The 6,720-nt window shown below is 58.1% G+C and carries 5 protein-coding genes; 3 read left to right on the top strand and 2 right to left on the bottom strand.

Features of this window, described 5'->3' with window-relative positions; genetic code table 11:
- Nucleotides 1-939: ThuA domain-containing protein (locus tag AB4043_RS09715; protein ID WP_442306956.1), on the top strand; the 939-nt coding region annotated here is incomplete at its 5' end.
- Nucleotides 940-948: 9 nt separating this feature from the next.
- Here the strand turns inward: AB4043_RS09715 and AB4043_RS09710 are convergent.
- Nucleotides 949-2,715 carry a tetratricopeptide repeat protein gene (locus AB4043_RS09710; RefSeq protein ID WP_442306955.1) on the bottom strand — a complete coding sequence of 589 codons (1,767 nt, stop codon included), beginning with the start codon at nucleotides 2,713-2,715 and terminating at the stop codon, nucleotides 949-951.
- 110 nt (nucleotides 2,716-2,825) lie between these two features.
- Here AB4043_RS09710 and AB4043_RS09705 point away from each other — a divergent pair, with 110 nt between their 5' ends.
- On the top strand, nucleotides 2,826-4,637 hold the full coding sequence (locus AB4043_RS09705) for a thiamine pyrophosphate-binding protein (protein ID WP_442303207.1): 1,812 nt from the start codon (nucleotides 2,826-2,828) through the stop codon (nucleotides 4,635-4,637).
- 132 nt (nucleotides 4,638-4,769) lie between these two features.
- On the opposite strand, the gene AB4043_RS09700 is transcribed toward AB4043_RS09705, so the two are convergent.
- Nucleotides 4,770-6,113, bottom strand: a complete 1,344-nt coding sequence (locus AB4043_RS09700) for an MFS transporter (RefSeq protein WP_442306954.1) — start codon at nucleotides 6,111-6,113, stop codon at nucleotides 4,770-4,772.
- A gap of 284 nt (nucleotides 6,114-6,397) precedes the next feature.
- On the opposite strand from AB4043_RS09700, the gene AB4043_RS09695 reads away from it, so the two are divergent.
- Nucleotides 6,398-6,720 (top strand): citrate/2-methylcitrate synthase (locus AB4043_RS09695; RefSeq protein ID WP_442306953.1); only part of this gene is annotated, 323 nt, incomplete at its 3' end.

The raw sequence follows: 6,720 nt of genomic DNA, 5'->3' as shown, positions 1-6,720 counted from the left end.
CGGTTGGCGCTTTTTGTATTAATGATGGGCGTCCTTCTTTCCGCGGTTGGACAACAAAGCCAGAACCGTCAGGGGACGGCAGACCTGGGAATGCAGGATGGTGTTCGCCGTGGCCCAGGCATGAACGCGGCAAGTGCAGGTGATGCGAGTTACCACAACAATGCTGTGCCGCATCGCAAACGTGTTCTGGCCTGGATCGATGTCAGTAATGGCTATCAGCATGACTCCATCTCACATGCAGTCGCGACAATTGAACGATTGGGCTACGAGACTGGAGCGTATGACACCTTCATTCGTTCCGACTCGAAGATGATCACCAAAGGCACGGTGCGTGGCGGCGATGGCCTGCCGCTGTTGTATTCCAAGAATCTGAATGACTATGACGCTATCTTCTTCTTCGGCGTTCGTGAGATTGACCTGACACCCGGACAGAAGGCCGATCTGCTTTCGTTTGTGCATGACGATGGCAAAGGTTTCGTCGCAGCTCACTCCGGAGCAACCGCTTTCTTCTCATGGCCGGAGTTTAGCGAGATGCTGGGCGGCCGATTCGATGAGCATCCATGGGGCATCACCGAGGCTCCAGTAATTGTGGAGGATTCGAAGTTTCCCGGGATGACCAACCTTCCCGGCTCGTTCGGGCACATCGATGAGTACTACCAGATCAAGGATTTCTCACGCAGTAAGGCGCGAGTCCTCCTGCGTCTGGATGTATCGGCACTCGATAAGAATGCACCGCTGGTCCATCACAAGGATGACGACTTCCCGTTGGCGTGGGCGAAGATGTATGGGAAAGGACGCGTCTACTATTCAGCGTTAGGGCACGACCCCAGCAACTGGGATGAGCGGACCGTGCAGGAGATGTATTACCAGGCGATTCTGTGGGCATTGAAGCTTACGGATGCAGATCTGGCTCCTCGGCCAATTCCGGGAGCTCGATAGACGCAATCCCTATGCCAGACCGAGTTGGCGGTAGAGTGACCTGAAGCGGTGGTCTTCGCGAACGTTATCGAAACGCGGGTCGATACTGATGGTTGCCAGCTCGAAGCAGCGGTCCTGAAATGCCTGTGTCAGGCGCTCGAAACCTTCATCCATATGATTCAGCGCAAAGTAGATCAGCGCCAGCTCAAAGGGTGAGATGTAGCGTCGCGTGGAAAGATCGTTCAGATCGCGCAGCAGACGCAGCGCCTCCTGCTTGCGGCCTGAGATCGCATACGTCCGCGCCAGCGCACCGACCACACGTGGATTTGGCGGCGTGAGCTCAATAGCACGCTGGAAGGCCGCAATGGCCTCTTCACTCTCGTCGCGCTGCTCCTGTACCAGGCCGAGCGTCCAGTAGGCGGCGGCGAAATGCGGGTTCTGTTCGATGGTGTAGTCGCACTGCTCGAGCGCCAGATCGTATTCACGGCGGAAGTGATAGATCTGCGCCAGGTCGCGAGAGACGATCGATGATATGGGATCAAGACTCTGCGCCATCGTGATCTCCTGCAAAGCCTCGTCCAGCCTTCCCAGAGGAACCATGCAGGACATGGCGTACCAGTGGTGGGCCATGGAGTTACGAGGATTCAAGCGAATAGCACGACGGAACTCCTGCTCGGAGCCTTCCCAGTCCCAATCCTGTACCGCCTTCACGTGTGCCAATGAGGTATGCGCATCACTGGAATCGTCGTCGAGCAGTACCGCATGGGCGGCATTGGAGGCGGTCTTGGTCCACAGCTCCATTGGAGCGGAGACACCATAGTTCGCCATCAGCAGTTGCGCATCAGCCATGCCGGCATATGCCTGGGCAAAACCGGGATCTTCGTCGATAGCCTTCTGGAAGTACTCCATTGCCTTGCGCAAACCACCTTCGGTGCGCTGGCTCATCTGATAACGGCCCTGCAGATACATGTTGTTGGCGGCAAGGTTGCCGACCTTCGGATGCAAGGTATGGCGTCCTTCCCCGTCAACCAGTTCAGAACGCAGTGTCTCCGCAACGATGGATGCGACTTCTTCCTGCACCTGAAACGGGTTCCCACGCTTGCGATCCATGGAATCGGACCACAGGATCGAGCCGCGCATCGCATCGCCGATCTGGGTCGTAATGCGCCAGGTATCGTTCGCCTTGCGGACGCTGCCACTCACAACCAGAGCAGCTACCGGTGTTCCTGCAGGTTGCGGTGCATTGTTATCGATGACGACGATGGAGCCAACCTTCGAGAGTGCATGCACGATCTCACTGGCCAAACCACGGCAGAAGTAACCTTCGTCGCCGGCCTGGCTGCAATCTTCAAAGACCTGCACCGCCACGGTATTGCGGCTGACAAGCGCCGGCGCCAGCGAACGCTTCTTAGGAGCGTGCTCTACCATACGGAAGGTAGGAGCATAACCACCTTTGGGCAGCTCGATCACAAGCTCATCGGCCTGCCCTTCTTCCTGATAGTAGGTGAAAAGGCGCATACGCAGGCGGCGGGCCTGAACACGCACAATGGGATCCATCCGCGGATCGAAGCTGGACTCTTTGCTGAAGACATCAACGCCGACGGGATACTCCTTGAGCTGATCGCCGCGACCAGCGAGCGTCTCGTCCACGATGTAGCTCAGAAAGCGCTGTAGACGATCTCCCTGGCGGAAGGACTTGCTGGCAATGATCTTCTGCAACTCGCGGCGGACGGCGTCGTCGAAGCTGACGGATTCGGCGATATTTTGCGGTTTCACTGGCACCGCACGATAGTACACAACCTTCGCGAAACGGTGCCAGAAGATTCAGCCGCCGAAACAAGGCCGACCGTTCCAACACCGTAACAATGTTGAAGACAGTAGTAACCCGCTCCTAAAATCCATGCTCTATGGTTCTGAAAATCGACGACGCCCCGATCGCACCCGCCAAACCTTACGGGCATGTTTTGACCAAGACTCCGCCACCGCCGAAAGAGGGTCACCGGATCGCCGCCTATCAGCTCGTCGATTATCTGGAGGTACTGGGGGTCGAGGTTGTATTCGGACTCTGCGGCCATACAGTAATCGCAATGCTCGACGCCCTGGGGAAGAACCAGAAGGTACGATTCATCACCACGCGGCATGAGCAGACGGCAGCTCACGCCGCCGACGGCTATGCGCGCGCTTCGGGCAAGGTCGGCGTGGTGCTCAGTCACCTTGGCCCGGGCCTCACCAATGCGGCGACCGGCGTCGCGAATGCTGCATTGGACTCCGTGCCTATGGTGGTAATTGCAGGGGATGTGCCCTCCTATTACTACGGCCGGCATCCACACCAGGAGGTAAACCTGCATGCGGACGCAGACCAGAGCCAGATCTACCGCCCGTTCTGTAAACGTGTGTATCGTGTCGATCGCGTCGAAGATCTGCCGCGCGCCGTCGAACGTGCGTTTTACCTGGCACAGTCTGGAAGGCCAGGGCCGGTGCTGGTAGACGTGCCGATGGACATCTTCTCTGCCGATCTGAAAGAAGGATCGTTCTCGAAGACACCGCCGAAGCTAAGTAAACAGGCGATAGATCCCGAGTCGGTGGAATATATCGTCGATGCGCTTGCCAACGCGGAGCGGCCGGTACTTTATGCCGGTGGAGGTGTGATCTCTTCCAAGTCCACCAAAGAGTTGCAGCGACTGGCGGAGGCGCTGGAGATCCCTGTCGCCCACACCTTGATGGGTAAGGGGTGCATGCCGGAAGAGCATCCACTGGTGATGGGCCAGACCGGCTTCTGGGGAATTCCAGTCTCGAATGAGATGTGCCGCACCGCCGACCTGATTCTTGCGGTGGGAACACGCTTGGCTGAAGCGAATTCCAGTTCCTGGGAGAAAGAGTTCACCTTTGACATTCCGCCGACACGGCTGATCCATATTGATATCGACTACGCCGAGATCGGCCGCAACTATCAGACAGAGCTGGGTGTCATCGCAGACGCGAAAGTGGCACTCACGGCTCTGGCCGATGCAGCCGAGGGACGATCGCATAAAGCGCGGCCGGGCATGAGAGAGAAGATCGCCGCGGGCCGCAGAGAGTTCAGCGATCTATGGGCCGATGAGTGGGCGTCGGATCAGTACCCGTTGCGCCCTGAACGCATCCTCTCAGAGCTGCGCAAAGCCGTTCCGGAAGACGGCTTCATTGTGACCGATGTCGGCTGGAATAAGAACGGAGTTGCGCAGCAGTTCAAGTTCCCTGTTCCGGGCACCTTTATTACGCCCAGCGGATTGGCGACGATGGGCTTTGGTCCAGCGGCGGTTCTGGGAGTAAAGTGTGCGCAGCCAGATCGCGTTGCGGTTGCGCTGATCGGAGACGGAGCATTCAGCAGCAATCCAGGTGTTGTGGCGACGGCGATGGAAGCAGGACTTCCCTGCATCTGGCTGGTAATGGATAACTCAGCCTTCGGAACAATCGCCGGCCTGGAGAAGATGCACTACGGCTGGAGTTTCGGATGCCTGTTCGAGTGTAACGGCGAGACCTACAACGTGGACTACGCCAACATCGCGCGGTCCTATGGCGCCAGGGGTATCTATATTAAGTCGGCCGCGGAGCTGGGGCCGGCATTGTGTGAAGCGATTGCGTCGAATATGCCGACGGTGATCCAGGTGCCCATGGAGAATGCACCGACGCCGACGCCGGGACACTGGAATATCAACGACATCTATCGCAACGGCGAATAACGAGAAACATCTCCTAACAATTACTTGCGGAAGACCATAATGGTCTTCCGCACTTTTTTGCGTGGAGGAGGAAGTAAAAGCAGATCCCTTCGCTACGCTACGGGATGACAAAAGGGAGATTTACATGCTCTCTCATGCTGACTGGCGGCATCGGGTTTCGCGAGTGAGGCTCAACAGAAGGACGGAGACGCATAGCCAGCCGACCATCAGTGCGAAGGCCAGCTGGTACGCATGCACGTTATAGACGTGAACACCCTTATTGAGCTGCCCTGTCCAGTGACGATCCAATACCCGACCAATGGCGGGTTGCAGCAGCGTGGGACCAACCATGTTGCCGATGTTCACCGTTCCGGAGATTGATCCGAGGAACTGCGGAGGGACTGACTCCTTCGCATATGCAAAGCCGATGACAACCGCTCCGCTGGCGAAGGCGGTTACCGCCGAGATCGCGACGAAGGYCGCCAGAGGCAGGCTCGCGAGATAGAACATTGATGTCCAGCCGAGCGCAGCCACGATGCATCCCCCGACGTAAATCGGTTTGCGGCGGCCGATCCTATCCGATAGCGCTCCACAGATCGGACTGGCGACTGCCCAGCAGACGATCATCACGGAGCAAACCTCAGCCGCGGTCGTGGCTTGCAATCCGAACCGCGCTCGCAGGAACGGCGCTCCCCACAAGCCGGTGAAGGACAGAATGGAGCCGACGATCCCGCCCTGCGCCAGGAAGATGAGCCAGGTATTGCGATATTCGAAGATGCGGCCAAACCCTTTCAGGCGCTCCACTACCGAGGCATCGCTGCGATGTACCTCCGGTGGCGCATAACTGCAGTGGCCACAGTCGATAGGGTCGTTTTTGACGAAGAAGAAGGAGAGAGCGCCAATACCGAGAACCACACTGGCCGAAGCAAAAACAACTGGCCGCCAGCCGAAATGCTGAATCGCAATCCGCAGAGGCACCTGCGCAAAGAGAGCTCCAAGGTTTCCGAAAAACAAGCCTAGCCCTGAGAGCATGGCGAAATGTCTGGCTGGGAACCAGTGGGTCGTCAAGCTAAGCAGCGTTACCCAACCCACGGCAGTGGACGCCCCGATAATGGCCCGACCGAGGCATGCCAGGGCAAAGCTATCCGTCGATGCAAAAAGAATCGTGCCAATGCCGGCAGCGATGGAACCGGTGATCAGCAACTTGCGGGCTCCCCAGGAGTCGATGAGGATGCCGGTTGGAATCTGCATCGCAAGGTAGCAGTAGTAGTAAAACGCCGAAAGGTTCCCCAGGCTGGCCGCGCCGATGGAAAAGGCGCGCATCAGCTCGTCCGTCATTACCGCCGGCGAGACCCGCTGGTAGAAGCCGGTGAGATAGAACAACGCAGCCAAAGCCCAGATAGACCAGCAGAGCCAGGCCGTCGGATAGCCCGTCTTCTGCGCTTCGGAAGATACAACCACAACTCGCTCTGACTTCGACATTTCCTGGATAATCACGCGTCCATCGCCTGGTTCAAGGGCCCCCGTTGCACGCCCGCGGAACAACCCGCAAACGCAGCACTTCCAAAGTGGCACCTACCGTAACACCACCTTCTCTCGCCCAGCAATGACGCAACCGTATCGCCACGGTAAGGACGGTTTTCGGGGAAATCCGGTGCTAGGCTCTGAATCTGTAATCACGTGCCTGATCGATCCGCTTTCGCCGTGTGGGACCCGTTGTCGCCCGGTTTAGGCTGTCTTTGAAGTCGGAATCGCGGCGAACACGAACGGGAGACGAGCACATGGTAGAGCCCTGGCGCACAGGCATTACAACTTACGACGAAACGAACATCTGGATCCGAGGGTACGAAGTCGGCTCACTGATGCAGCGGGCAAGCTTCGCCGAGACCATTTTTTTGCTGCATGCCGGGCGCATGCCCGGCAGGGAGGAAGGAAAGCTGCTGGACGCCATCCTGATCTCTTCCGCAGACCACGGTCCAGGATCGCCCTCAGCCGCAACGGCCCGGCTCGCCTGCTCAGGCAATCGCGGCTCTGTCTCCTCGGCGATTGCCGCAGGTGTTCTGGCCATCGGCGATCAGCACGGCGGCGCGGGCATGGCCTGTAT

Origin of the sequence: Terriglobus sp. YAF25 (genome assembly GCF_052113305.1) — a bacterium.
Taxonomy (GTDB): domain Bacteria; phylum Acidobacteriota; class Terriglobia; order Terriglobales; family Acidobacteriaceae; genus Terriglobus.
Note: the sequence above shows the minus strand (reverse complement) of the source record. Positions and strands in the feature narration are given on the sequence as shown.